The 23286-nt window shown below is 41.8% G+C and carries 20 protein-coding genes; 7 read left to right on the top strand and 13 right to left on the bottom strand.

What is annotated here, in order from left to right; all coding sequences use genetic code 11:
* Positions 1-56 precede the first annotated feature (56 nt).
* The 4 genes from ORI98_RS15720 to ORI98_RS15705 form a co-directional block, all read right to left on the bottom strand.
* Positions 57-1421, bottom strand: a complete 1365-nt coding sequence (locus ORI98_RS15720) for an aspartate aminotransferase family protein (RefSeq protein WP_261297496.1) — start codon at positions 1419-1421, stop codon at positions 57-59.
* A gap of 85 nt (positions 1422-1506) precedes the next feature.
* Entirely contained in the window at positions 1507-2862 is a 1356-nt protein-coding gene (locus tag ORI98_RS15715; protein ID WP_261297495.1) for a glutamine synthetase family protein, read from the bottom strand.
* Between the two features lie 3 nt (positions 2863-2865).
* Positions 2866-3630: a gamma-glutamyl-gamma-aminobutyrate hydrolase family protein gene (locus tag ORI98_RS15710; protein WP_306135860.1), complete on the bottom strand. Its 765-nt coding sequence runs from the start codon at positions 3628-3630 to the stop codon at positions 2866-2868.
* 467 nt (positions 3631-4097) lie between these two features.
* A complete protein-coding gene (locus tag ORI98_RS15705; protein ID WP_261297493.1) occupies positions 4098-4646 on the bottom strand; it encodes a cupin domain-containing protein in 549 nt (182 codons plus the stop codon).
* A 190-nt stretch (positions 4647-4836) separates the two neighbouring features.
* Here ORI98_RS15705 and ORI98_RS15700 point away from each other — a divergent pair, with 190 nt between their 5' ends.
* Complete coding sequence (locus tag ORI98_RS15700) at positions 4837-6144, top strand: FAD-binding oxidoreductase (protein ID WP_306135859.1); 1308 nt, start codon at positions 4837-4839, stop codon at positions 6142-6144.
* 96 nt (positions 6145-6240) lie between these two features.
* Here ORI98_RS15700 and ORI98_RS15695 read toward each other — a convergent pair whose 3' ends face one another.
* The 3 genes from ORI98_RS15695 to ORI98_RS15685 form a co-directional block, all read right to left on the bottom strand.
* A complete protein-coding gene (locus tag ORI98_RS15695) occupies positions 6241-7086 on the bottom strand; it encodes a sulfurtransferase (RefSeq protein ID WP_306135857.1) in 846 nt (281 codons plus the stop codon).
* Positions 7079-7480: a VanZ family protein gene (locus ORI98_RS15690; RefSeq protein ID WP_306135856.1), complete on the bottom strand. Its 402-nt coding sequence runs from the start codon at positions 7478-7480 to the stop codon at positions 7079-7081. The genes ORI98_RS15695 and ORI98_RS15690 overlap by 8 nt, the downstream gene beginning before the upstream one ends.
* 305 nt (positions 7481-7785) lie before the next feature.
* Positions 7786-9282, bottom strand: coding sequence for an aldehyde dehydrogenase (locus ORI98_RS15685; protein ID WP_261297489.1), 1497 nt, complete (start codon positions 9280-9282; stop codon positions 7786-7788).
* Between the two features lie 294 nt (positions 9283-9576).
* On the opposite strand from ORI98_RS15685, the gene ORI98_RS15680 reads away from it, so the two are divergent.
* The 4 genes from ORI98_RS15680 (at position 9577) to ORI98_RS15665 (ending at position 13807) form a co-directional block, all read left to right on the top strand.
* Entirely contained in the window at positions 9577-10926 is a 1350-nt protein-coding gene (locus ORI98_RS15680) for an aspartate aminotransferase family protein (protein WP_261297488.1), read from the top strand.
* A gap of 69 nt (positions 10927-10995) precedes the next feature.
* Entirely contained in the window at positions 10996-12492 is a 1497-nt protein-coding gene (locus tag ORI98_RS15675) for a CoA-acylating methylmalonate-semialdehyde dehydrogenase (RefSeq protein WP_261297487.1), read from the top strand.
* A gap of 16 nt (positions 12493-12508) precedes the next feature.
* A complete protein-coding gene (locus tag ORI98_RS15670; protein ID WP_261297486.1) occupies positions 12509-12874 on the top strand; it encodes a cupin domain-containing protein in 366 nt (121 codons plus the stop codon).
* Between the two features lie 210 nt (positions 12875-13084).
* Complete coding sequence (locus ORI98_RS15665; RefSeq protein WP_261297485.1) at positions 13085-13807, top strand: TorF family putative porin; 723 nt, start codon at positions 13085-13087, stop codon at positions 13805-13807.
* A 73-nt stretch (positions 13808-13880) separates the two neighbouring features.
* Here the strand turns inward: ORI98_RS15665 and ORI98_RS15660 are convergent, their stop codons facing one another.
* From ORI98_RS15660 to ORI98_RS15650, 3 genes are all read right to left on the bottom strand, one after another.
* A complete protein-coding gene (locus ORI98_RS15660) occupies positions 13881-15179 on the bottom strand; it encodes a glutamate-5-semialdehyde dehydrogenase (protein ID WP_306135855.1) in 1299 nt (432 codons plus the stop codon).
* A complete protein-coding gene (proB, locus tag ORI98_RS15655; protein WP_261297483.1) occupies positions 15169-16299 on the bottom strand; it encodes a glutamate 5-kinase in 1131 nt (376 codons plus the stop codon). Before proB ends, ORI98_RS15660 begins: the two co-directional genes overlap by 11 nt.
* Before the next feature lie 178 nt (positions 16300-16477).
* Positions 16478-17767 (bottom strand): NCS2 family permease, encoded by a 1290-nt coding sequence (locus tag ORI98_RS15650; RefSeq protein WP_261297482.1) that lies wholly within the window; start codon positions 17765-17767, stop codon positions 16478-16480.
* 724 nt (positions 17768-18491) lie between these two features.
* Here ORI98_RS15650 and ORI98_RS15645 point away from each other — a divergent pair.
* Positions 18492-19223 (top strand): DnaA ATPase domain-containing protein, encoded by a 732-nt coding sequence (locus tag ORI98_RS15645; RefSeq protein ID WP_306135854.1) that lies wholly within the window; start codon positions 18492-18494, stop codon positions 19221-19223.
* A gap of 97 nt (positions 19224-19320) precedes the next feature.
* Positions 19321-20136, top strand: a complete 816-nt coding sequence (locus ORI98_RS15640; RefSeq protein ID WP_306135853.1) for a hypothetical protein — start codon at positions 19321-19323, stop codon at positions 20134-20136.
* 280 nt (positions 20137-20416) lie between these two features.
* Here ORI98_RS15640 and ORI98_RS15635 read toward each other — a convergent pair whose 3' ends face one another.
* The 3 genes from ORI98_RS15635 to ORI98_RS15625 all read right to left on the bottom strand — a co-directional run bounded on the left by ORI98_RS15635 (position 20417) and on the right by ORI98_RS15625 (position 23246).
* On the bottom strand, positions 20417-20827 hold the full coding sequence (locus ORI98_RS15635) for a hypothetical protein (RefSeq protein WP_306135852.1): 411 nt from the start codon (positions 20825-20827) through the stop codon (positions 20417-20419).
* A gap of 742 nt (positions 20828-21569) precedes the next feature.
* Positions 21570-22547, bottom strand: coding sequence for a transposase (locus ORI98_RS15630; protein WP_306135851.1), 978 nt, complete (start codon positions 22545-22547; stop codon positions 21570-21572).
* A 150-nt stretch (positions 22548-22697) separates the two neighbouring features.
* A complete protein-coding gene (locus ORI98_RS15625; protein WP_306135850.1) occupies positions 22698-23246 on the bottom strand; it encodes a hypothetical protein in 549 nt (182 codons plus the stop codon).
* Positions 23247-23286 lie beyond the last annotated feature (40 nt).

The following is a 23286-nucleotide window of genomic DNA, read 5'->3' as shown; positions in this document are numbered from 1 at the left end:
ATAAGCATGCAATTGATAGCCATTGAATGCCAAGGCGTAAAGTCTGTTTATTCGCGCTATTTAAGCGCTAAGCATTGCGTATACGTATCATTTAACGCAAGTAATGCTTTTTCAATTAACTCATCTATTTGTGCTTTAGTAATGACTAAGGGCGGCGAAATAATCATGGTGTCGCCGACCGAACGCATCACCAAACCATGTGCAATACAGGCGTCTCGGCACCAAGTGCCCACACCGATGTTTGACGGATAACGTTGACGCTTAGCTTTATTTTGCACTAGCTCAATTGCACCCACCAAACCTAAACCGCGCACTTCACCCACTAATGGATGCTCAGCGAGTTGCTGTAAAGCCTGTTGGAAATATGGTGCGATTTCAGCGCCCACTTTTTCAACCAGCTTTTCTTGCTTGATGATATTGATATTTTCTAATGCTGCCGCTGCCGCTACAGGGTGCCCCGAATAAGTGTAACCATGGGTGAACTCGCCACATTGTTGCTTAATAACATCTGCAACTCTGTCTGCAATTATTACGCCACCCATTGGCACATATCCTGAAGTCATCCCCTTAGCAATCGAAATAAGATCCGGTTGCAAATCAAAATACTCTGCGGCGAACCAGTGACCTGTTCGGCCAAAACCACTGATCACTTCATCAAGAATAAGTAAAATGTCATATTTAGCTAAAATACGTTTAATTTCAGGCCAATAGGTCGATGGAGGAATAATGACACCACCCGCGCCCTGGAAAGGCTCAGCAATAAATGCGGCAACATTGTCTTCGCCCAAGGCTAAAATTTCAGTTTCTAATGCTTGTGCAGCTTGTAGGCCAAATGCTTCTGGCGTTAAATCTCCGCCCTCTTGATACCAATAGGGCTGCGCGATGTGCACTATTTTTGGGATAGGTAAATCACCTTGTTCGTGCATGCCAGACATGCCGCCCAAACTTGCACCCGCAACGGTAGAACCATGATAAGCATTATGGCGACTAATAATGGTTTTCTTGTTAGGTTGCCCTTTTAAATCCCAGTATCGGCGCACCATACGCAAATTAGTATCATTTGACTCTGAACCTGAACCCGTAAAAAACACAGTGTTCATGTGTTTAGGGGCTAATTCAGCAATCGTTTTTGCCAGTTCAATTGCCGGTGGATGGGTGCATTGAAAGAAGCTGTTGTAATAAGGCAGTTGCTGCATTTGCTTACTTACCGCATCAACAATCGATTGTCTGCCATAACCCACATTGACACACCAAAGCCCAGCCATACCATCAAGCAACTTTTTACCTTGCACATCCCAAATGTAAACGCCTTCAGCACGTTCAATCACGCGGGTGCCTTTTTCACCAAGGCTTTTAGAGTCTGTAAATGGATGGATAAAATGTGCTTTATCGGCTTGCTGTAATCTTGTTAAGTCTGTCATACCCGTTCCTTTATCGCTGGCAATAAACCACTATTGCCAGCGCGTCAATCAAAATGCAGAATCACTGAAAATATTACGATTAGGCTTAAACCGTTAACAATAAGAACTCACGTTCCCAAGAACTTACCACGCGGCGGAAGTTCTCTAATTCAGCTTGCTTCACCGCCACAAAACCTGTGGTAAATGATTGGCCTAGGTATTCAATACACGCTTCACTGTCTTGCATTGCCATTAACGCTTCTTCTAACGTTAGTGGTAAACAATATTCATTATTGGTGCGACTTTCGTTTGCACGACCAGTAACAGGTGTTGATGGACGTAAACCCTTTTCCATCCCAATAAAGCCACATAATAAACTGGCTGCGATAGTTAAATAACAGTTCGCATCGGCGCCTGGAATACGGTTTTCAATACGACGATTTTGTGGTGACGACTCCGGAATACGTAAACCACATGTGCGGTTTTCTACGCCCCACTCAAGGTTTACTGGCGCTGATGTACCTGGTAAAAAGCGGCGGAAAGAGTTTGCACTTGGCGCCATTAAAGGTAACAGCTCAGGAATATATGTTTGTAAGCCTGCAATGTAATTCAAGAATAACTGACTTTGGGTACCATCTTCTTTAGTAAAAATGTTTTTGCCGGTTTTCTTATCAATCACACTTTGGTGAATATGCATCGCACTGCCGGGCTCGTCGGTTACAGGCTTAGCCATAAACGTGGCACAAACATTGTGCTTTAATGCGGCTTCTTTTAGGGTGCGTTTAAAGACGAACACTTGGTCAGCTAATGCTAACGGATTACCGTGGCTGAAGTTAATCTCCATTTGCGCTGGGCCATCTTCATGGATCAAGGTATCAATATCTAAGCCTTGGGCTTCACACCAATCATACATGTCTTCAAATAGTGGATCGTATTCGTTAGCGGCATCTATAGAGAAAGACTGACGACCGGCTTCAGGGCGACCTGAGCGACCAACTGGAGGCTTAAGGGGTAAGTCATGATCGTCGCTACGCTGAGTTAGATAAAACTCCATTTCAGGGGCAATGACCGGCTCCCAACCTTTATCTTCATAAAGTTTAAGCACTTTTTTAAGCACGTTACGTGGAGAAAGCTCAATTGGGTTACCCATACGGTCATAACAATCATGAATAACTTGTGCGGTAGCTTCAACGGTCCAAGGCAACATAAATACCGCATTTTCATCTGGCACACAGACAAAATCGATGTCTGCATCATCAAGTAACGAGTAAAAAATACTGTCATCGATAAAATCGCCAGTCACAGTTTGCAGTAAAACACTTTCAGGAAGACGCATGCCTTTTTCGTCGATAAACTTATCTACTGGTGCAATTTTACCGCGGGCAATACCCGTCATATCACTAATAACACACTCTACTTCGGTGATTTTTTTGTCTTTTAAAAACGCTATTAACTTGTCCATTTATTATTTCTCTCGTTTAGCAGCATGCAAACGGCAGGCATTGCCGAAGGCATCAAAAATTGATGAATAAAACCGGTTATCTTGTACTTTCCACTCAGGATGCCACTGTACCGCTAGTGCGAAAGCTTGAGCCTCTTTAACAGAGAACGCTTCTACTAATCCATCCAGAGCGTGTGCTTCTGGCTGTAACCCTTTACCCAAACGATCTACACCTTGAGTATGAACAGAATTCACTTCTGCAAAGTCACAGCCCCATGCATCGTGGAGCAATCCACCTGGAACAATATCGATTTTATGTGACAAGCCGTACTGCACATCCAGTGGAGCATTTTTATCTTCACGATGTTCAATATATTGGCCAACTTCATGTAACTTTTGATGCAAACTACCACCAAACACCACATTCATTTCTTGAAAACCGCGGCAAATACCTAACACAGGAATGCCGGCATCAATAGCAGCTTGAATTAACGGTAAAGTCGTCGCGTCACGTTTCGGATCATGGTGAGTGCCTGCAGCACTGCTTGGGCCTTGATAATGATGTGGTTCAACGTTAGATGGTGATCCTGTAAATAAGATACCGTCTAAACGAGAAAGTAACGCTTGGGTGGGTAAATCTATACCTAATGAAGGGATCACTAAGGGAAATCCCTTTGCGCCGTTCACTACGCTAAGCAGGTATTTTTCACCCACGATATTAAATGGGTGTAACCCTATTTGTTGATTACATGCCACGACCCCAATCATTGGGACATTTGACAAAGACATATCACACCTAGTTGAACTGCGAGAACGCAGTGTACCTTTCATTCTATTTGGAAGTTTATTGGCTATTAAATTGTCAACTTTGCGATACATCTACAACCGATGACTGACTTAATAAACTAATATTTTGTGTTCGTTTTTTCACACACTACACCTAATTTTGAAACTAGGCAATAGCAATAATACAACTGAATTCACTTTTATTATCCTAACCAAACAAAACCCTTCAAACGCACTAAAGTTAAGAGTAAATGGTTATTAAAAGGCAATAAAATGGAAATTTAAAATATATATTCGGGCACTAAACAAGACTTTAGACATAACAAGCATCCGGAATATCGAACAATTCTGTGCTTAATATTATTTACATTAACTGAAGTAGATAAATGTCTTTCAGTGAAAGAACTTAAAAGGGGATTAACCGAAATAGCACGGAGCATGAACACTTGCTCCGTGGTGGTGCGGGAGGACTAAAAATCGCCAGGGGTGGTGGCGCTAACCAATTTACAGGGTTCTGTGAATGGGTTTGAAAAATGATGCGGTAATTCACTACTGAAGTAATAACTATCACCTTTTTCTAAAACAAATGTTTCATTAGCAACGGTGAGCTCTATTTTTCCCTCCAGAATATATGCCCCTTCTTCACCACGATGTTGCAACATATCATCACCAGTACTGGTTCCTGGTGGATAGGTTTCAAGCATTAGCGACATGGTTCGGTTAGGATAATCTCGGCCAATCAGTTTATACACTAAATCACCGGTCCCAATATCGAGGAGTTCTTCAGAGCGATAAACCACTTTTTGCTCACCGACAGTGCCTTCTTCGATAGAGAAAAACTCTACCAATGACATAGGGATGCCTGCCAGCACCTTTTTTAAAGAACTGATCGAAGGGCTGACACTGTTTTTTTCAATCATAGAAATAGTGCTATTAGTAACACCTGCACGTTTAGCTAATTCGCGTTGAGAAAGACCGCGCATTTTTCGAACAGCTTTTAAGCTTGCTCCAATATCCAATTTATTTCTCCTGAAAAAACATCCTACTCAAAACACCTGCTTTGGATCTGCAATTTAACACCGTTTCATCAACTGATGAAAGGAATTGTATTCTAGCTTAATTCAGTGTTAAATAAAATGCACAACATGTCGATTAAAACTTACCTATTGGCAGTTTTTTACTTTTAACAAAAATACCGTCGGAGACGCTATGCCAAAACCTTCACCTATCCATAGCGATAACTATCCAGATTCCTTTTACTTTCATAGTGCGAAAGAATTATTTGAACATCCACAATTAACAGAATCGATTCACGTTGATGTCTGTGTTGTCGGTGGTGGTTTTAGTGGTATTAATACCGCGATTGAACTCGCACAGAAAGGATTTAGTGTCGCGGTTTTAGAATCGAAACGCATTGGCTGGGGAGCTTCGGGTCGTAATGGTGGTGAACTGATCCGTGGTATCGGCCATGATGCCAGCCAATTTAAAAATGTTATCGGTACCGAAGGCGTCAACGCCATTACCCAAATGGGATTTGAGGCGGTAGAAATTGTTAAGCAGCGCATTAAACAACACAATATTCAATGTGATTTACAAATGGGCTACTGCGATCTTGCCGTTAAACCGCGACATCTGCGCGAGTTAGAACAAGAGTTTGACGATTTAAAGCAAGCGGGCTACCACCATGACATTCAGCTCCTTGATAAAACCCGAACCAGTGAAGTGATCCAATCAGATTTTTATCAGGGTGCACTTGTTGACATGGGTAGCGGCCACTTGCATCCGCTAAATTTAGTATTAGGTGAAGCACGTGTAGCACGTGAAATGGGCGTACATATTTTTGAAAATAGTCCCGCTGAGCATATTTTCAAAGGCGCTAAACCCGTCGTAAAAACAGCTAAAGGCGAAGTAAATTGTCGATTTCTAGTGCTTGCAGGTAATGCTTACATTGGTCACAAACTCAATGATTATGTAGGTGGTAAAGTATTACCTGCGGGTAGCTATTTATTAGCCACTGAGCCGCTTACACCTGAAGAATGCCAAGCTATCATTCCACAAAACATGGCATTTGCTGACATGCGGGTAGCATTAGATTACTTCCACTTATCGGCAGATAACCGCCTATTATTTGGCGGGTTATGTACCTACTCAGGCAAAGATCCACGTAACATTGAAGCGGCGATCAGACCGAATTTAGAGCATGTTTTCCCACAATTAAAAGGCGTTAAAATTGATTATCAATGGGGAGGCATGATTGGTATAGGCGCAAACCGAATGCCACAAATTGGCCGATTACCCGATGCTCAAAATATCTTTTATGCTCAGGCATATTCAGGGCATGGGGTGAATGCCACACATATGGCAGCTAAACTCATTGCTGAGGCGATTACAGAGCAAGCTGAGCGCTTCGATATTTTTGATAAAATAAAACACATGACCTTTCCGGGGGGACCGCATTTTCGCTCACCAATGCTCGCTGCCGGCATGCTTTACCATAGATTTAAAGATATCTTTTAATATTAACGACGCTATCAACCGCTCCGACTTCACTCGTGCTTACGTAAGCACGAGTGAAGTCGGAGCGAATGCATTCGCATTAGGTAAGCACTATGTTCAAGGTTTCAATCGAGTAATAGGCAGGGTTTCATTGGCTCCCCATTCCGCCCAAGAACCATCATATAACATCACATTTTGTGCGCCTGACACTTTAGCCGCAACCAGTAAAATGCACGCTGTAATCCCTGAGCCGCAGCTAAAAATGAGTTGCTCTGCATCATCATTAATCGTGTGTTTGAAAAATGTGGTTAATGCCATTGGGGACTTTAATCGATAACCATCAAGCACGTTGGCAAACGGTAAATTTACCGACCCAGGAATATGGCCACTTCTCACTCCAGCTCTGGGCTCTGGCGCTAACCCATTAAATCTTCCCTCGGCTCTGGCATCAATTATTGTGACACCTTGTTTGTCAAAAGTGCATAACACCATGTGACTATTACAAACGCCCCCATTTTGCGGTGTAGCTGTAACATTACCTAACTTGATTGGCGTGATATATTGATCTGCAGTGGGTAAATTTTCAGCCATCCATTGGGGCAAACCACCATCAAGAATATACACTTTATCAAATCCCATGGTTTTGAAGGTCCACCAGGCTCTGGGCGCAGAGTACATCCCCTGATTATCATAAATCACCACAACACTATCCTGATTAATCCCCAGTTGTTGCGCCGACTGAGTAAACTGATCTACTGTTGGCATGGCATGCGACATGGATGAGTGGTGATCAAAAAAATCCTGTTCCAGCTGCATATTTATAGCATTTGGAATACACCTAAACTGTTCATAAACCAGGGGCTCTTTACCTAGCACCACTTCCATACTGGCATCCAGTAAAATAAAGTTGGTGTCGTCTAGATGCTCGACTAACCAGGCTGTTGAAACCGTAATGTTATTCATGATTTTTTCCTTGATAATAGGACGGTATAAATCGATGGGTTAACCAGGTTAAATAGCTAAATAACCCAATACCAACCCCGTCAGCCATTAAGTCTGCGATATCTAAAGTGCGGCTTGGGATAAAGCCTTGGCTAATCTCTTCACCGAGAACAAACACTGCAACTAAGCATGACCCAATATATACACTAAAGCGACCCAATTTGATGGTTTTGAACTTTAACGTGATATTAGCTAAGAAGGTTAATGTGCCAAATAATAAACAATGGCCCACTTTGTCACCATAGGGAATATGTTTGATTAACTCAAAAAAGATACTTGATCCTCCCGTATTGGCAAGATAAATAATCCAAATAATAAAGCCTAGAAAAGCCCCAGCTATTAATGCTGATAACATATAAAACCGTGATGAAAACATTCTAAGAGCAGCCTGTGTCATAAGTTGATGTCTATCCTAGTATATGGACAGCAAAAATGTGTATGAATCTCAAGTAATAACTACAACTTGGATAAATACCAACTAAACGTGTCCGTTGAATATCTTTTACCTTGACACTAAGCAGTATTTTTCAGCGCCCCAAGTGCCATTAACAACAAAAATAGCTACATTACAATTACTTGCAACGAATCTAGCAACAAAAAGCCCTATGATAAATGATCACAGGGCTTATTTTACATCAGATTAATGACGCGGTTAATAAATTACAAGGCAATCCAGGTTGCTTTGATTTCCGTGTACTTGTCGAATGCATGTAACGATTTATCTCGACCGTTGCCTGATTGCTTATAACCACCAAATGGTGCTGTCATATCGCCTCCATCATAATGGTTAATCCATACCATTCCACTGCGTAATGCTTTGGCTGTCTTATGCGCTTTAGAAAGGTTTGATGTCCACACACCTGCAGCTAAACCGTAAATGGTGTCATTAGCAATTTGAATCGCTTCATCCATACCATCAAATTCAATCACAGATAACACTGGCCCAAAAATCTCTTCGCTAGCAATGGTCATTTTGTTATTCACTTCAGAGAATATCGTTGGTTGTACATACACACCACCGGTATCCGCCATGACTTGTTTGCCGCCTTGCACTAAGGTTGCACCTTCATCTTCACCCGCTTTGATATAACCTAAAACGTTTTCCATTTGCTGGGTATCGACCATCGCACCAGTAACGGTATTTGGATCTAATGGATGACCTGGCTGCCAAGATGTTAATTCTTCAGCAATAAGTTGAATCAACTCATCTTTGATACCTGATTCAACCAGTAAACGCGAACCTGCAGTGCAGACCTCGCCCTGGTTGAATGCAATCGCAGATGCTGCAGCTTGTGCTGCCGCTTTTAAATCAGGAGCATCGTTGAAAACGATATTAGGGCTTTTTCCGCCAGCCTCTAACCAAACACGCTTCATATTGGATTGCCCAGCATAAATCATCAGCTGCTTGGCAATTTTTGTTGAGCCAGTAAATACCAAAGTATCAACATCCATATGTAACGCTAATGCTTTACCAACTGTATGACCAAAACCAGGTAATACGTTTAACACACCTTTAGGAATACCCGCATCCAATGCAAGCTGCGCCATTTTAATCGCAGTTAAAGGTGACTTTTCAGAGGGTTTTAATACCACACTATTACCCGTAGCTAGCGCAGGGCCTAACTTCCAACATGCCATGATCATTGGGAAGTTCCAGGGCACAATGGCAGCAACAACACCAACAGGCTCACGGGTGATCATGCCTATTTCGTTGTGTGCAGTAGGGGCTATTTCATCATAAATTTTGTCGATGGCTTCGCCACACCATCTGATTGCACGAGCAGCACCCGCAACGTCAACCGCTTTAGCAAACTGAATAGGTTTACCCATGTCGAGGGTTTCAAGTAACGCCAGTTCATCTGCATTTTGCTCTAAAAGCTCGGCAAAACGGATCATTACGGCTTTACGTTTTACAGGAGGAAGTAGCGACCAAGTACCCGCTTCGAACACGGCCTTAGCATTTGCCACAGCCATGTTTGCATCTTGATAATCACAACTGGCGACTTTAGCTAGCATGCGGCCATCAACTGGGCTAATACAATCGAATGTTTCACCCGATTGTGCAGATTTATACACACCATTAATCATGGCATTGCCATTAATAGTGAGACTTTTTGCGAGTTGTTCCCATTCGCTACGATTTGTTGGAGAGCTCATTGCCACCTCGACATCCTATATGTGCATGTTTGGCCTTAATCAACATTAATACGCCAAACAACCTGACTTAAATTACAGAGTGTAATTGATGCTTCAAATTATGCTGAACTGATAAAAATTTCAATATATTTTACAAAATTGTCCAATTTACTTTAATTTTTTACTAAAACCTCTTCCATGTTCATTATATTTGATATAGCGTAGCAAATATTGACCATCAATAGATGTATTGGCTACAAAATAAGTGTACTGAATAACACTATTTTCAGTGCGATTAAGAACAAGGAATTATCAATGCAACAACAACCGCCTCAATCAAACAATTCGTCGATTGCAACGCCAGACATGGCGAGTTATTGGATGCCATTTACTGCCAATCGGCAGTTTAAGGAAAATCCAAGATTACTGACCCAAGCTGAAGGTATGTACTATACCGATGATCGTGGTCAAGCAGTGCTAGATGCCACTGCAGGTTTATGGTGTTGTAATGCGGGTCATGGCCGCAAAAAGATTTCTGAGGCAGTTAGCAAACAAATTAATCAAATGGATTACGCCCCTTCATTTCAGTTGGGGCATCCATTGGCATTTGAATTAGCCAACAAACTCACCCAACTGAGTCCTGATGGTTTAGATAAAGTATTTTTCACTAATTCAGGTTCTGAATCTGTTGATACCGCATTAAAAATGGCACTGTGCTATCACCGCGCAAATGGTCAACCTTCTCGTACTCGCTTTATTGGTAGAGAGCTGGGTTATCACGGCGTGGGTTTTGGCGGAATTTCTGTTGGAGGCATTGGCAATAACCGCAAAACCTTTAGCGGTCAGTTATTGCAAGGTGTCGATCATTTACCACACACCTTAGATATTGCTAACAATGCTTTCTCGAAAGGCTTACCTAAAAATGGTATTGAAAAAGCAGAAGTATTAGAGCAACTCATTACCCTGCATGGCGCAGAAAACATTGCCGCGGTGATTGTTGAACCCATGTCTGGTTCAGCGGGTGTCATTTTACCCCCTGATGGTTATTTAAAACGATTACGTGAAATCACCCAAAAGCACGGAATTTTATTGATATTTGATGAAGTCATTACCGGATTTGGCCGATTAGGCGCGGCGTTTGCCAGTGAGTTTTGGCAGGTTACGCCAGATATCATCACCACAGCCAAAGCTATTAACAATGGTGCAATTCCAATGGGTGCTGTATTTGTCAGTAACACGATTCATGCAACCTGTATGCAAGGCCCTGAAAGCATGATCGAGTTTTTCCATGGTTACACTTACTCAGGTCATCCGGTAGCAGCCGCTTCAGCATTAGCCACTTTAGCTATCTATCAAGAAGAGCAACTTTTTGAACGCGCTAAAAATCTAAGCCAATACTTTGAAGATGCCGTTCACAGCTTGAAAGGCTTACCGAACATTATCGACATTCGCAATATTGGTTTAGTTGCCGGCATCCAGTTTGCCCCTAGTGATAAAGGCGCTGGTAAAAGAGGTTATGAGATATTCGACCACTGCTTTAGAAATGGCACCTTGGTCAGAGCTACCGGCGACATTTTAGCCCTGTCACCACCGCTAATTGTCGAAAAGTCGCAAATTGATGACATGGTAAATAGCCTGTCTGATGCGATCCTTGCCGTAGGTTAACGCCGACGAACCTGATTACTGAACAGCACAAACACAAATACATTTACACTATTAATAGAAAGGTTTTTTATGCTCACTTTATCTCATTACGTCAATGGCAAGCACACTGAATCAAGTCAACGCCAACAACCTATTTATGAACCCGCTAGTGGTGAGCTTCGCGGGCATGTGTCGTTAGCATGTAAACAAGAAGTCAGTCATGCCGTTGAAATAGCAAAACAAGCTTATCAAACATGGTCACAGGTTACCCCGCTTAATCGCGCTCGTGTGTTATTCAAGTTTAAAGCGTTGATGGAACAAAATATTGATGAGCTAGCGGAGCTAATCACTCGTGAGCACGGTAAAGTATTAGAAGATGCCAAAGGTGAATTAGTCCGTGGTTTAGAAGTGGTAGAGTTTGCTTGTGGGATTCCACACTTACTCAAAGGCGAGCATACCCAACAGGTTGGCGGCGGTGTAGATTCATGGTCAGTGAATCAATCTTTGGGGGTTGTCGCGGGTATCGCGCCGTTTAACTTCCCAGTGATGGTACCTATGTGGATGTTCCCTATTGCCATTGCCTGCGGTAATACTTTCATTATGAAACCTTCAGAAAAAGATCCTAGTTCGGTGATGCGCATGGCTGAATTACTCACTGAAGCAGGTTTACCTGATGGGGTGTTTAATGTCGTTAATGGTGACAAAGAAGCCGTTGATACCCTACTAACTCATCCAGATGTTCAAGCCGTAAGCTTTGTCGGCTCGACTCCTATCGCCGAATATATTTACAGTACAGCATCCGCGCACGGTAAACGGGTACAGGCATTAGGTGGCGCTAAAAACCATATGCTATTAATGCCTGATGCTGATCTAGACCAAGCGGTAAAAGCGCTTATGGGCGCAGCCTATGGCAGTGCTGGCGAACGCTGTATGGCCATTTCAGTGGTTTTAGCGGTTGGAAATAGCGGCGATAAATTAGTAGAAGCGCTGTTACCTCAAATTGAAAACCTTAAAGTCGGTAACGGCTTAACGCCAGAAATGGATATGGGTCCTTTAATTTCAGCTCAACACCTACAAAAAGTCCGCGACTATGTGGAAAAAGGCGTGGCAGAAGGAGCTAAACTGATTGCCGATGGCAGAAGTTTATCGGTAAAAGATCAGCAACAGGGTTATTTTTTAGGTGCATGCCTGTTCGATAACGTCACCCCTGAGATGACCATTTACCAAGAAGAAATTTTTGGTCCTGTATTAGCGATTGTTCGCGTAAAAGATTACGCCGAGGCGCTTAACCTAATCAACAAACACGAGTTTGGTAATGGCACCGCGATCTTCACTCAAAACGGTGAAGCTGCAAGACATTTTTGCCACCATGTTGAGGTTGGTATGGTTGGAGTTAACGTGCCCATTCCTGTGCCAATGGCATTCCATAGCTTTGGCGGTTGGAAACGTTCACTGTTTGGCCCACTGCATATGCATGGACCTGATGGCGTGCGCTTTTATACCAAACGCAAAGCCATTACTGCAAGATGGCCAAAAGCATCGGTAACCACTGAAGGATCGGCGTTTATTATGCCGACAATGAACTAAATTCGAGTACCTAAACATGACCAAACTGATCAGTGATATAGAGAGCTTTGCAACATCATCAGCTGAAATAGATCAATACCATTTACCTGATGAAAAAAGACTTAAAGGCAACCCATTGCAAAGCGTGCAAAATCATTATGCTAGCCCATGCGCACAATTTAATGTAGGTATTTGGCAAAGTGACATTGGCTGCTGGAATATCACCTATACTGAGCATGAATATTGCGACATTTTGGAAGGCACTAGCATCATAACCGATGTTAATGGCACCAAGCTGACTGTCAATGTGGGTGACAAGTTTGTCATTCCTGCTGGCTTTAAAGGCACATGGGAAGTCGTTGCACCATGCAAAAAGGTTTATGTCATTTTTGAAGCTCAATAAGCACTTACCGTACAAGTTTAGTTTTTATAAAGTAAATAATAACTTGCAAATTGCACCAAAACGGTTCAAAAATAGTACAAGTTATAGATAATGATGTACCTGTGATACCCGCCACGGAGTATAAAACCAAAACGCGTATTTTTGGAAAAGTTGGCACCATCAGTTTTACCCTACAAAACTGAGAATATAACTATAATTGGAGAAGATATCGTGTCTAAAACATTCACAAAAACAAGACTAGCGCTATTGGCCGGCCTAACCCTTTCAGCTTCAGTGCTTTCAAGCTCTGCAATGGCTGAATTTTCGGGTGAAGTTTCAGTAACAAACGACTATCGCTTTCGCGGTGTATCTCAAACGGCTGGTGATCCAGCATTACAAGCAGGCGTAGATTGGAGTGCTGAAAACGGCTTCTTCGTAGGCGCTTGGGCAAGTAACATCGATTTTGATGAAGAAGATTACAATGGCCCAGATATCGAGTTAGATATCTATGCCGGTTACTGGGGTGAAATTAACGACGATGCCAGCTGGGATGTCACCTTATATCGTTATAACTATCTAGGAGAAAGTGATTTAGATTACCTAGAAGCCACTGTGGGATTTGACTTTTTTGGTGCTAGAGCCGCTTACTGGTATACCAATGATTACGGTGGAAGTGATTTAGACTTACACTATATAGACTTAAATTATGGTTGGGAATTTGCTGAAAACTGGAGTTTAGATTTCCATTACGGCTATAACTTCGGTGATGCACTCGACGACGGTGAAGGATTTGATAGCTACTCTGATTACTCAGTAGGTGTCTCAGCTGATTTTTCAGGCTTTGGTCTATCACTCGCTTATCTCATGACCGATTTAGATGGCGATTATGCAGTAGATGACGGTGTTTACAAAACCAAAGACACTGTACTTGCCTCTGTAAGCTACGCATTCTAAAACAGCGTTAATCCTTTACAAAAAAGCTTACTCTATTGAGTAAGCTTTTTTTCATCTCTACGTTACACCATGGTTATTTTCGGCTGGTGTAATCCCCCCACGCAAGCCATTTATAAGTGGTTAAGGCATCCAGAGCCATTGGTCCTCTAGCATGCAGTTTTTGGGTACTTACCGCCACCTCTGCGCCTAAACCAAATTGAGCGCCATCAGTAAATCGGGTGCTAGCGTTGACATATACCGCAGCTGAATCCACTTGATTCATAAAGTAACTTGCCGCGTGAATGTCATCGGTTAATATCGCTTCAGAGTGGCCACTTGAATGCTGACGAATATGAGCAATTGCCGCATCAATATCTGCAACCACTTTTATGCCTAAGGTTAATGATAACCACTCTGTCGAAAACGACTCATCGTCGGCGGGTGTGATATCAAAGCCTAATCCACTTAAATACGCATGAGATTGCTCACACACATAAAACTTCACCCCAAGGCTATGTAAATGCGCAGCCACCTGAGGTACAAATACTTCTGCAACCTGCTGATCAATTAGCAAAGTATCTAGGGCATTACACACGGTAGGTCGTTGCACTTTAGCATTGGCAATGACCTCAACGGCACGGTTCAAATCAGCTTTTTTATCAACTAATAAATGGCAAATACCAATTCCGCCCAGAATCACAGGAATGCTTGATTGTTCGGCGCATAAGCGTTGTAAATTATGGCCTCCACGCGGAATAATCATATCGACATATTTATCTAAGCGCAGCAACCCGCTCACAATTGCCCGTTCTGGTGATGCAATTAATTGCACCGCATCTTCTGGTAAATTCAAACTATTGAGCGCGCCACGGATAACGTCACTGAGTACCTTATTAGACTCTATGGTTTCTTTGCCACCACGTAAGATAACCGCATTACCGGTTTTCAGTGCTAAAACCGCAATATCAACGGTCACATTCGGGCGAGCTTCATAAATCACCCCTACCACCCCAAGAGGCACACTACGTTGGGTGAGTCTTAAGCCATTATCAAGTAACTGGCTAGCGGCTTCTTTACCTATAGGGTCTGCCAGCGCTATCACATTATCAATATCACCGATAATGCCCGCTAATCTTGCTTCATCAAGCAATAAACGGTCAATCATGGCATCTGTTAAGCCATTAGCTTTAGCCGCAGCAACATCTTTAGCATTGGCGGCCAATATAGCACTGGCATTGTCAGCTAAACGCTCACTGATGGTACTGAGTAAATTATTTTTCTGGGCAGACGATAAGCTGGCAAGCGTAAAACTTGCCGCCTTGGCGCGTTGACCTAAACCAATCAAATATGCATTGATTTGTGCTTGGCTGGCGTCATCCTGGCTAGCTGACATGAGCTTTCTCCTTGTTTTCTAATACAACCATGTCATTGCGGTGCACTGCAGCATCACCATAGTCATAACCTAAAATATCTTCGATTTCGTTGGAATGTTTACCGCTGATTTTACGTAAATCTGCCGCGCAATAACGACTGATGCCCTTAGCCAACACACGCGTATCAGTATTCACGATTAATATGGTGGCGCCTCGTTCAAATTCCCCTTCAATGCGGGTGATCCCTTTTGACAATAAACTGCGGCCACTTTCTACAACCGCACGGGCAGCACCGTCATCCACAACCAGCTTACCTTGGCTAGCAGGACCGGCTAAAATCCACTGTTTGCGGCTTTCTAACGGCGAATCTATCGCACTAAAATGAGTACCTACAGACTCTCGCAGAGCCACTTTATTGATCACATCGGGATGATGCCCTGAAGCTATCACCACTTCTATTCCTGCACGTCTAGCAATATCCGCCGCCTCAAGTTTAGTCGCCATACCGCCAGTGCCTAAACCTGAAACCGAACCACCCGCTAATAATCGCAAGCTGTCATCAATATTCACCACTTGTTTGATCAACTGAGCATTGGGATTTGTGCGAGGGTCAGCATCAAACAAGCCTTTTTGATCGGTAAGTAAAATCAATAGGTCTGCATCACACAACAAAGCCGCACGAGCCGATAAATTATCGTTATCGCCAACTTTGATTTCATTGGTTGCTACCGCATCATTTTCATTAATAATGGGGATAATATTGTTATCTAATAAAGCGTTTAACGTATCGCGCGCATTGAGGTAGCGCTCTCGGTCTTGCAAGTCTGCACGGGTTAGCAATAGCTGTCCTACATGCAAACCATATAAACTGAACAGTTGCGACCAAGCCAGAATTAATTGACTTTGCCCCACAGCAGCAAGCAATTGTTTGTGCGCCATGGTATCGGGCAAAATGGGGTATTGCAGATGTTCACGTCCTGCGGCAATTGCACCAGAAGTGCATAACACTACTTCGACACCAGACTTCATTAAATTAGCCATTTGTCTGGCTAATTCAACCATATGTGCCTTGTCTAATTTCTTGCTGCCAGAAGTCAGTACACTGGTACCTAACTTCACTACCACACGGCGATAACCCATTTAGCCTTCTCTCTAATTTGATTGATAAAGTTCCGAACTATTTTTATACCCAATTCAACATTGAATTCCTAGATAAAGCTGCAATCAAATGGGTTTTAGTGAGTATTATTTGTGATCTGCCATAAAAAAGGGTTATGCATTGCATAACCCTTAATTAAATAGCGCTAATCTAGTGAAGTTAGCCGTAAATAAACTTCACCAAAAACAACAAGGCAATAAATACCACACCTGCATTTAAATCTTTAATGCGGCCCGTTAACAGCTTTATCACTAAATAAGAAATAAAGCCGAAACCGATAGCATTCGCAATCGAGAATGTTAACGGCATCAATAAACAGGTGACCACCACTGGCGCGGCTTCAGTTAAGTCATCCCAATCAACATTGATAAGACCAGACATCATTAATATGGCGACATAAAATAATGCCCCTGAAGTCGCATAAGCTGGGACCATTCCAGCCAAAGGTGAGAGAAACAATGCGGCTAAAAAGAGTAAACCAACCACAACGGCGGTTAACCCTGTACGACCACCAGCACTAACACCTGCAGTACTTTCGATATAACTCGTTGTAGTTGAGGTGCCTAATGCTGCACCGGTAATGGTAGCAACACTGTCTGCGGTTAATGCGCGTTTTACTCTTGGTAAACGCCCTTTATCATCTAAAAAACCACCACGTTGAGCCACAGCAACTAAGGTTCCTGATGTATCGAATAGATCGACAAACAAGAAGGCAAAAATCACTGAAATCATACTGATTTCTAATACGCTAGATAAATCCATTTTCATGAATGTTGGCGCAATAGAAGGTGGTAATGACATTAAACCGTTGTATTGCACATCACCAAATAGCAAGCCTAAAACCGTCACTATCATGATGCTTAAGATTACCGCAGCTTTCCAGCCACGCTGCACCATAGCAATAATCAGGAAGAACCCAAGAGATGCCATCACAGCCGGAAACGAGGTGATATCGCCCATAGTGACTAACGTGGCAGGACTTGCCACCACAATACCCGCACTTTTAAGACCGATTAAGGCTAAAAACAGACCGATACCGGCAGCGATACCTAATCGCAATGACATAGGAATACTGTTAACAATCCACTCCCGAATTTTAACCAGAGACAGCACTAAAAAGCAGACACCAGACATAAACACAGCGCCTAATGCGGTTTCCCAGCTGTAACCCATTTCACCGACGACGGTGTAAGTGAAAAACGCATTAAGTCCCATTCCTGGAGCTAACGCAATAGGGTAATTTGCTAACAATCCCATGATTAAACAGCCAATCGCAGCAGCTAAACACGTTGCTACGAATACTGCGCCATGATCCATCCCAGCATCAGCAAGCATCATTGGGTTAACAAAGATAATATAAGCCATAGTTAAAAAGGTAGTCAGTCCGGCAACCACTTCTTGTTTTAACGAGGTATTGTTTTGTTTCAGTTTAAATAGTTTTTCTAACATGGAACCATGTTCCTTGGGTGAGGTTAATTAATATTGTTATTATTTTGAGCGATTTCGATAATTTGACCCCGAATGCTCAAAGCCGCGAAATTATATCCTGTAACATGTCATAAAATCATACTTTGGTCGCAAAAACACCTTATAAAGCCTGAAAACAGACTTTTGCTAAAAGGTTAATCATAGTGGTGCTGACAGCAGAGCATGAGTTAACTGGTTTCTTGACAAAAGTGTGTAGGCCTTCGAATGAAGGTGTTGGCATTTTGGGCTTATAACATTTGGCTGAGTTGGAATTGGGATTTGTGTTTAAAGTCGAATCTTCATTGTTGTTAAAAGCCTGCGGCTCGCTTATGTGCAGATACTGCTTCGGGACGCTATGCGTCATCCCTGACCGCTTAACGAAAACATCCCTGTTTTCGATACCCTCAGCCGCATCTACACTTGGTTATTTGATCTCTTCGATTTAACCTTTCGGGTATCAATCGGACAATAAAAAGCTAAATCGTTTTTGGACAAAAGCTTGTTAGTTGAAATGCTCTAACTTTGCAAAGGAGCGCGAATACAGTTCCGAAGTGCACCATTCACTCATTAGCTTGCTTGTCTCATTTCTCCGAACAAGTCTAGAGTGAAGCAGTTAATTTGAGGTGCAAATTATCAGTTAGAATTTTTCCGCCCCAATTCGGTTCTCCAACCCCTATAGGGTATAACTTAGTTGCCTGGACCCAATATGAACCCCATACGAATTAGTTTCACCCCGTGCCAACCCAATAGACTTCATAGTAATCTTGCTCAAAATAATGAATTCGCGAGAAAAAAAGTAGCAGATTTTGTTAACGGTTTGTCACTTTCACAAACTATATATATCTATGGGGAAAGTGGCGTAGGCAAAACACACCTTATAAATCAAATGCTTTCTAACTTTGTTGATAACAAAAAAGGGATAAAAGTATTAAACGCTCATTGCTTCGTGTTAAGCATACTCAACGCAATTAAGAACAACAGCCTTGAGTCATATAGAAGTTCATTAAAGCATTATCTGTTTGTAATCATTGAAGATATTGATTTGTTTTCTTTTAAGCAGCGTTCTCAGACTGAGTTTTTGGAAGCTACAGAATATGTCTTGTCTCATGAATACTTAAAAGTAATAGTTACTAGCCAGTCCCACTTTTCAAAGCTTTTAGGTATAAATGGGAAACGGCTTAATTGGCTTCGTTCTTTTGTTGTAGTAAAAATAGCGAGTCCTACCGCTGATGATAAAAAGCTATTAATACATACTTTTATTCTCAATCATAGGATACAGATAAGCACGAAAGCTATAGAATACCTTTGTTTTCAAGGCGCTGATAATTATTTTCTCCTCCTTGGTACCTTAAACACACTGAAACTGTATTACGAACATACAAACTGCCCGATAACCTTAAGAACACCGGAGTTTTTATCTTTAATATGGCGTTACTAAGTATCCAGGGCGAGTCAGTTGAAATCGATAGATTAAAATTGTTTACAAAAAGCTGGATTGTCCACTTAGAAGCTTATATCAATATAAGGAAATAACGATGAACAACGGGAATTTAGAAAAAGTGTTTATCACATGTGGTAAAGATGTATCTTCTGCCATGGCATTGTTTGCTTCTGAGTGGGAAAAAGGTTGTATAACACACTTAGAAGCTACCTCAATTGAATCAGCTTTAGAAGAAGTAACATTACATACATCCGAAGATAAAGCCTACTTTATACTCGTCGATGTAAATACCGAATCATTGTCTCAGGCTCAAAGTGTAACCTCCAAAACGTGGGCGAGAAACCAGGCTGAAGTGATCTGTTTCACCTGCGATGAATCATCAACAGATTCTAACGATATCCATAATCAACTTGAGATACCCCCTCAACACAGAGTGCAGTTATTTCCTATTGATTGTTTTGGTGCAGTAATCAGCGCATACGGTCATGTGATGACTGGTTTTTCAATTTCTTGTGTTGGCTTTGATGATGTTTACAGCATTTTGGATACAGGTACGACCGTAACAATGCAGAAGATTATTTGTGACAACGCAAAAGAATCCCCATATTCACTCTATACCGGATATGAAAAATTAGTCAGCGAAGGAAAACAAAAATCTTTAACCCTCACAGGTGTTGTTGCAGTGGTAATAGGTGATATCGCCGATCCCAATATTATGGAAGTAACAGAGGCATGTGGTTTCGTATTACGCGGTTTAGCGCATGATTTAGACTACATAATACACACGAACTTACAATCAGACGCAAGGTGCGAAGTTTTACTCTGTGGTGTTTTAAAAGAAGTAGCTATCGCTAATCCATTCAATGATGGGAACGAATTACCAAATTTCTTAAAAAATATAAGAGGCTAAAAGCGTTAGGGTTTAATGGCACCATTGACCGCCTAATACCACTTTTAAACGGTAAACGGATTGATGTTTCGCAAGATGTAAATATTAGGAGGTGAGTAGGATACTGAATATAAAAGCGTATTGAATTTGCTACGGCTCACTCAAAAGTGAGATGTTCATCATCCACCTCAATCAGCGCGAATGCTCACACCGCTATTTACTATATAAAGATACGATCTGACTTGTTCAACAATCGGGATAAGGACGCGGCTGCGCGGCCTATCCCTATTCGTTATATTTTTTATTTGCGTGTGTTATCAGGAAGATCATTTTGTAGCGAGTCAATTAAGAACTCCTCTAATGCACTTGCCTCAAAAAAGCTCTTATCAGGCACTCCCCACGCAACAAAATGGGTAGGCTCTTGTGACCAATTATCCTTAGCGCCACCATAAGTAAAATCACTTCGAATAACAAAATAATCATTCATTCTGTGACACAAAACTCTCGTTTTGCCAGTCACTTTACCTATATAAAGTAAATCATCGTTACTGAAAATCCCGTAAACCCCTTTATGCGTAGTTGTAACCTCAGGCCAAAATTCTTTGCAGCCAAGCTTGTATGGCTTAACATATTTGAAAGGCTCTAACCCTTCTCCTCGATATTTTTTCTCATAATCGCTTACTAAATCTAGTAATTGGGCTAAATTTGCCATTGTTAACTCCCTTTAAAATGTAAACATAATGTTTGTTGTGGTTGTAGTGGAATAAAGAATTTGGCCATTCTATTGAAGGTGATATGACATTTTTGAGGGGGAATGCTAAATGCTTTACCTCAAGATATACCAATCTTAAACTCGTTTTGGGCAAATTATGTTGAAACGTAATCTCTGAATTCAATTTTGTATTCATCCAATGACACACTAGCCTGAAATATATTGCATGATATTTCGTTGGCTTTTATAGCTGATATGATTCTTTTCTTTGTATTTTCAGTAGTATAGTAGCCAATATATATCGATTTGATCGCGTTTTCAGGTAAATCAGTTAATATGACATCCGCACCGTAAGCATCTTTACTCAGACAACTTTCCTTGCTTAAAAACGCCCTGAACAATCGCTCTTCTTCCTCGTAAGCCCAGTCGCGCGGTTTTTCACATAACAATTTCTCGTAATACCTTTCTTCACCAGGTACAACCTTACTTCTCTTATTGGTAAAGTAAAAACATAGCCACCCATTCTTAAGAAAATAACATAACTCGTTTTGATTTCTTTTACGACAGTTCTTTTCTAGGTGCTCAATCCAATTATTGAAATCGATATGATTGAAAAATTAGCACGAAATTAGTCGTTGATTAGTCATCTAGTGAATTCCACCCAGCAGAAAATCTTGATATCAATCAAGTATGACTTGAAAAGCTATTTGGAGGAAAGCTAACGTTTATGAACGGTTAACGGCTAAGCGCACAGCCAGCGCTGGCAATTTGAAGCACCTTGTCGCCGTTTTCTATCTAAATGCTCACAGTATTCGGTTAAGGCAGGTAATGCCCCTACTGCGCCTTTGAATAATGCGCCAAATTCTGAGGTGATTTTAAGCCAGTTTTCTTCTGGTATGTTGAGTCTATTCAGTATGTCCTGGCTGCTTGAGCTAATGGCGCCGCGCTTATCTTCTCGAATGATACGACCTGTATCTTCAACCAGTACGATGTACTCTTTAACGCTGAACATTAGCCCGTTAGGCATGTTTAAGCGCTCATTACCTACAAAAGGTAATAACTCTAATGGTTGCTCTCCTTTTACGGCTGAGTGAATACGGCGCTGAATACTGGTGTAGTCTGAGGTTTCGGGGGTTGCAGCCATTTTAGCGCGGATAGGGTTTAAATCGACATAGGCCATACAGGCTAATACTGCAGCTTCATCAAGTAGTGCTTGAGATTTAAAGCGCCCTTCCCAGAATCGTCCTGTGCATTTATCTTCTTTGTTGGCCATTCTGGCTATCGGCTCACTGAGTGAGCGCATAAACCAACTGATATCAATTAAGCGTTTACGGTATTCGGTAATGCATTCATTGACGGTTTGACGCTCAAATTGATTGAGGTCTTCCCCTTTTAAAAACTTATGGGTTAACAGCGTGCCTTTAAAGCCTTTGTGCCATTGCAGCAGTACGTCTTTATCTGACCAACCTTTTGCTTTGTCAGCATCAACTTTTAACACCACATGCAAATGATTACTCATCACGGCATAGGCACAAATATCAATGGAAAAGATGGTCGCTAATTCAAGGATACGTGAATCAACCCACTCACGCCGATGCTCAAAGTTATCACCAGTAGATTTATCAATGCCGCACAAAAAAGCCTTACGCACCACTCGAGAACAACAGTGATAGTAAGGCGTATCTTCTAGGCTAACGATAGTTTGTCTTGGTCTGGCCATCTTCAATTACCATTTTGAAAGGGTAAATAAAGCGTAGTTGACTGTTCGTTATTTAGCCATTAATTTTGGGTGGCCATGTTTTATACGGGCTTGTTCAACACTTGGGATAAGGACGCGGCTGCGCGCGGCCTATCCTTATTCGTTAGGCATTTAAAATGGTATGTCGTCATTTACCGTACTTGATCCTTTATTGGGGTACGGATCTACATATTGCTCTTTAAGGTATATAGCAATCTGTTCTTGATAGAATTTTAATTTCATCGATTCTTCATCAATGCTCATAAATAACCCAACTTTATCAACCATTGGATGGAGATGTTTACTGCCATTATTCAAAGCCATCAAATCATTTTGGTATTCAGTTATAGCTTGGCGACTTGAACTTATAAGCGCAGTAAGTGCACTTATATATGTTTGTTTTTTTTGTTCATCTGCTGATGACGCCAATTCACTTTTTAAATGTTGTAGTTCTACTTTCTGTAAGTGCACAGAAATCATTAACCAGACAACTGCAAGACAAGCGGCTAATACTCCAATTGTACCACTTATATAGCTACCAAAAGCTCCCCAGTCTTGTTGACTATTTGACACTTCGCCATTGAAATTAGAAAAAAACATTGCTAAAAAAGTTATTACGGCTCCGATCAAAACAATGAAACTAGAGGTAATAGCAAAGTTTTTCTTGAAATAGGTGAACATTTGTAACTCCAACTTGATGCCTAACGCCGCATTAAGCGGA

It is taken from the genome of Shewanella sp. ULN5, assembly GCF_030731885.1.
GTDB classification, from domain to species: domain Bacteria; phylum Pseudomonadota; class Gammaproteobacteria; order Enterobacterales; family Shewanellaceae; genus Shewanella; species Shewanella holmiensis.
Note: the sequence above shows the minus strand (reverse complement) of the source record. Positions and strands in the feature narration are given on the sequence as shown.

Coding starts and splice junctions, on each gene's coding strand:
- ORI98_RS15720 (WP_261297496.1), bottom strand. CDS start 1,421: ATGACAGACTTAACAAGATTACAGCAAGCCGATAAAGCACATTTTATC.
- ORI98_RS15715 (WP_261297495.1), bottom strand. CDS start 2,862: ATGGACAAGTTAATAGCGTTTTTAAAAGACAAAAAAATCACCGAAGTA.
- ORI98_RS15710 (WP_306135860.1), bottom strand. CDS start 3,630: ATGTCTTTGTCAAATGTCCCAATGATTGGGGTCGTGGCATGTAATCAA.
- ORI98_RS15700 (WP_306135859.1), top strand. CDS start 4,837: ATGCCAAAACCTTCACCTATCCATAGCGATAACTATCCAGATTCCTTT.
- ORI98_RS15695 (WP_306135857.1), bottom strand. CDS start 7,086: ATGAATAACATTACGGTTTCAACAGCCTGGTTAGTCGAGCATCTAGAC.
- ORI98_RS15690 (WP_306135856.1), bottom strand. CDS start 7,480: ATGTTATCAGCATTAATAGCTGGGGCTTTTCTAGGCTTTATTATTTGG.
- ORI98_RS15685 (WP_261297489.1), bottom strand. CDS start 9,282: ATGAGCTCTCCAACAAATCGTAGCGAATGGGAACAACTCGCAAAAAGT.
- ORI98_RS15680 (WP_261297488.1), top strand. CDS start 9,577: ATGCAACAACAACCGCCTCAATCAAACAATTCGTCGATTGCAACGCCA.
- ORI98_RS15675 (WP_261297487.1), top strand. CDS start 10,996: ATGCTCACTTTATCTCATTACGTCAATGGCAAGCACACTGAATCAAGT.
- ORI98_RS15670 (WP_261297486.1), top strand. CDS start 12,509: ATGACCAAACTGATCAGTGATATAGAGAGCTTTGCAACATCATCAGCT.
- ORI98_RS15660 (WP_306135855.1), bottom strand. CDS start 15,179: ATGTCAGCTAGCCAGGATGACGCCAGCCAAGCACAAATCAATGCATAT.
- proB (WP_261297483.1), bottom strand. CDS start 16,299: ATGGGTTATCGCCGTGTGGTAGTGAAGTTAGGTACCAGTGTACTGACT.
- ORI98_RS15650 (WP_261297482.1), bottom strand. CDS start 17,767: ATGTTAGAAAAACTATTTAAACTGAAACAAAACAATACCTCGTTAAAA.
- ORI98_RS15645 (WP_306135854.1), top strand. CDS start 18,492: ATGAACCCCATACGAATTAGTTTCACCCCGTGCCAACCCAATAGACTT.
- ORI98_RS15640 (WP_306135853.1), top strand. CDS start 19,321: ATGAACAACGGGAATTTAGAAAAAGTGTTTATCACATGTGGTAAAGAT.
- ORI98_RS15635 (WP_306135852.1), bottom strand. CDS start 20,827: ATGGCAAATTTAGCCCAATTACTAGATTTAGTAAGCGATTATGAGAAA.
- ORI98_RS15630 (WP_306135851.1), bottom strand. CDS start 22,547: ATGGCCAGACCAAGACAAACTATCGTTAGCCTAGAAGATACGCCTTAC.
- ORI98_RS15625 (WP_306135850.1), bottom strand. CDS start 23,246: ATGTTCACCTATTTCAAGAAAAACTTTGCTATTACCTCTAGTTTCATT.